Raw genomic sequence first — 3,581 nt, forward strand, 5'->3', positions numbered from 1 at the left:
TGGGCTATCTTGCGACTTTGCTTGGGCATGGGGCCTCCCCCGGCGGGCTGGAAGCCGGACTGCGGGCGTAAAGGGCCGTCCGGCACGTTAAGAATGAAATTTTTAAGGTATGCTACACAAAAAAACAGGTATTGTGTACCCCAAGATCTCACAATCGGGCAGTAAGGATTACCGGCGCGCTTGCCCCATGTGCCGGTTTTGCGGTCCTGGCCGCCATTACGGCCGCCCTGTCCGGTCTGTTGCGGAAAACGTAAAAAGCGTGCGGGCCGGGAGCACTGCCCGGTCCGCACGCCTGATCTTGCCGCCGATCGCCCGCGCGGGCGTGTGCAGCTCATCTCGTGTGCCGCGCTTTTACGGCTTTCTGGGTTCCTTGGTCAGGTCGTCGGTGCTTTCCTTGGCATGGCGCACAAAAATGGCGGACGTGCCGGGCATTTCACCCAGACCCTTGAGGTGGGCCTCAACCTTTATGCCCGCTTTTTTAAGCTGCGCGGCCCACGAGTCGTCCTCGTCACCTGCAAGGTCGTTGCGGGCGTGGTCCCCGGCAACCAGCATCAGCGGAGCCAGCACCACCTGTTTGACCTTGGCGGCCTTGAGTTCCTTGAGCAGGTCTTCAAACGTGCGCGCGCCTTCCACTGTAGCCATGTGAACGTTTTTGTCCGTGTCCTTGAACACGGCCCGCACGCCTTCAAAGGCAAGGTCGGCGCGCCCGTGGCTTTGGCCGTGACCCATAAGCACAAGGGCCGCGCTTTTGCCGCGCGCCTTCCTGGTGTCGGCCAGCAGAATGGCAGCCAGTTCCTGCGCGTCGCCCTTGGACTCCAGCAGGGGGCGGCCCAGGAAAACCGCGTCGAAGCGGCCGGGATGCTTGCTTACGTCAAGCAGCACCGCACGCTCAAGAGCAGAAAATTCTTCGCCGCCCAGCACATGCAGCGACTGCACGCGCACGACCTTTACGCCGTCCTTGGCAAGCTGGGCCATGCCGTCGCTGATGCCCCCCACGGGCTGACCCTGTTCGGCCAGTTTTTTACGAATGATCTGCGAGGTGTAGGCCCACACCACAGGAGAATCGGGAAAGGCTTTTTTAAATTCCGCATCCACGGCCTTGAAGGCGGGCATGCCTTCGGGAACGCTGGTCCCAAAGGCTACCAGCAGTATGCCTTCTTTGGGGGCCTCGGCGGCATGGCTTGTGCCTTGCAGGCAAAGGCCCGCGAGAAGCAGCAGAACGAAAAGCAGTGGGCGAAGCCCGTGGTGTGACAGAATACGCGGCATGGCAACCTCCTCAATTTCGCGTTGAAAGGTTCGCAAAGGGCATCGGCCCCGGCGGATATTCGGACTTGAGGGTTGTGGGGCCGCATGGCCCGCGCCTTGGCTTCGCCTTCACCGCATGTGCGACTGGCTGTCGCATGCCGCTCTTCGGAGCAGCATGAAGAAGCGTTGTCCCCTCTTACCGCAGCGCGACTGTTTTCGATTTGCACGAAATTCCCCGCCAAAACGACAGAGGACAACAGGGCGCGGTAAATGTCAAGGCAGGCGATGGCTTGCGCCAACCGGGGAAATACAGGGAGTTCGGAACCGGTTTTCGGCTCCGGAGGCCATTTTTGGCGGATTTTTCCTTGTTCTTTCGGCAAAATTCTGGTACTTATGCGGCCTCCCTTGTATTGGGGAAATCATGTTTGGAGGCTGGACATATGGCAGGTTTGGAAACCGGGCACGAAACCGAAATGAATTTCGAGAGTGCCCTCGAAAACTACCTCACTTCCGATTTTGGCGACCTTGAAGAAGGCTCTATCACCAAGGGCGAAATCGTCCGTGTGGATGACGACAATGTGCTGGTGGACGTGAACTTCAAGTCCGAGGGGCAGATTCCCACGGCCGAATTTCGCGATGCTGCCGGCAACATCGGCGTTGCCGTGGGCGACAAGGTGGACGTGTACGTTGTTCGCAAGAACGAAAACGACGGAACCATCACCCTTTCTTTTGAAAAGGCCAAACGCATGCAGGTTTTCGACCAGCTCGAAGACGTGCAGGAAAACAACAGGGTCATCACGGGCCACATTGTGCGTCGCATCAAGGGCGGCTACACTGTGGACATCGGCGGAGTAGAGGCCTTTTTGCCCGGTTCCCATGTGGACCTGCGCCCTGTGCCGGACATGGACGCCCTGGTCAACCAGGAGTTCGAGTTCCGCGTGCTCAAGATCAACCGCCGCCGCAGCAACGTTATCGTTTCTCGCCGCGTGCTGCTTGAAGAAGAGCGCGATTCCAAACGTCAGGATCTGCTGCGCACCCTTGAAGAGGGTCAGACCGTGGAAGGCAAGGCCAAAAACATCACCGAATACGGTGTGTTTGTTGACCTGGGCGGCCTTGACGGGCTTCTGCACATCACCGACATGAGCTGGAAGCGCATCCGCCATCCCAAGGAAATGATCACCATCGGTCAGGAACTGACCCTCAAGGTTCTTTCCTTTGACCGCGACAACAACAAGGTTTCCCTGGGTCTCAAGCAGCTCGTGCCCGATCCGTGGCAGGACATTTCCGCCCGCTTCCCCGAAGGGGCCAAGTGCTCCGGCAAGGTCACCAACCTGGTGGACTACGGCGCTTTTGTGGAACTGGAACCCGGCGTGGAAGGGCTTGTGCACATCTCTGAAATGTCGTGGACGCGCAAGCTGCGTCATCCTTCCCAGATGGTTCACACCGGCGACGAAGTCGAAGTGGTCATTCTGGGCGTGGACGGCGAAAAGAAGCGCATCAGCCTCGGCATGAAGCAGGTTCGTCCCAACCCCTGGGAACTGGTTGCTGAAAAGTATCCTGAAGGAACCATCCTTGAAGGCGTCATCAAGAACATCACCGAATTCGGCATGTTCATCGGCATTGAAGACGGCATTGACGGCCTCATTCACGTGTCTGACATCTCCTGGACCAAGAAGGTGCGCCACCCCAACGAAATGTACAAGGTGGGCGATACCGTGCAGGCCAAGGTGCTGACCGTTGATCAGGAGAACGAAAAGTTCACCCTGGGCGTCAAGCAGCTGGTGGACGATCCGTGGGGCCATGTGCCCACCACCTACCCCGTGGGCTGCACCGTCAAGGGCATCGTGACCAACATCACCGACTTCGGCCTCTTCGTTGAAGTGGAAGAAGGCATTGAAGGGCTGGTGCACGTTTCCGAACTGTCCAGCAAGAAGGTCAAGACCCCGGCTGAAATCTACAAGGAAGGCCAGGAAATTCAGGCCAAGGTCATCCATGTCAGCGCTGAAGAGCGCCGCCTGGGCCTGTCCATCAAGCAGATTCAGGAAGTGGAAGACCGCCGCAAGCCCAAGGAATTCCATTCCGGGCCGCAGGAATCCGGCCAGAGCCTGGGCGATCTGCTCAAGCAGAAGTTTGAAGAAAGCGAAAACAGCTAGCCGCTGTTTCCAGATAGTAAAGGGCGCTCCCGTGGGAGCGCCCTTTTCATTATGGCTTTAGAGCAGTTTCACTTTGAAATTGCTCTGGCGACTGCGCGAGCAGGCGCCCGCCGCGAAGGCGTAAGCGCAATTTATTTGCGCGGTTAAACGCCGAAGCGAGCGTGTTTTAAACTTTGAAAATGT

Annotated in this window: 2 protein-coding genes and 1 riboswitch; of the genes, one reads left to right on the forward strand and one right to left on the reverse strand. The window is 58.1% G+C overall.

Annotated elements, in window-relative coordinates; all coding sequences use genetic code 11:
* Positions 1-351: 351 nt before the first annotated feature.
* Complete coding sequence (locus V6C16_RS09405) at positions 352-1,266, reverse strand: sirohydrochlorin cobaltochelatase (RefSeq protein WP_333543072.1); 915 nt, start codon at positions 1,264-1,266, stop codon at positions 352-354.
* Positions 1,267-1,299: 33 nt separating this feature from the next.
* Positions 1,300-1,522, reverse strand: a riboswitch (cobalamin riboswitch).
* Between the two features lie 163 nt (positions 1,523-1,685).
* Between V6C16_RS09405 and V6C16_RS09410 the strand changes: the two genes are divergently transcribed.
* Positions 1,686-3,398, forward strand: a complete 1,713-nt coding sequence (locus V6C16_RS09410; RefSeq protein ID WP_333535610.1) for a 30S ribosomal protein S1 — start codon at positions 1,686-1,688, stop codon at positions 3,396-3,398.
* The last annotated feature ends 183 nt before the right edge of the window (positions 3,399-3,581 follow it).

The sequence above is a fragment of the Desulfovibrio sp. 1188_IL3213 genome (genome assembly GCF_036763145.1).
In the GTDB taxonomy this organism is placed as follows: Bacteria; Desulfobacterota; Desulfovibrionia; order Desulfovibrionales; family Desulfovibrionaceae; genus Desulfovibrio.

Bases quoted from the DNA above. Each gene is read 5' to 3' on its own strand.
- V6C16_RS09405 (WP_333543072.1), bottom strand. From the start codon at position 1,266: ATGCCGCGTATTCTGTCACACCACGGGCTTCGCCCACTGCTTTTCGTT.
- V6C16_RS09410 (WP_333535610.1), top strand. From the start codon at position 1,686: ATGGCAGGTTTGGAAACCGGGCACGAAACCGAAATGAATTTCGAGAGT.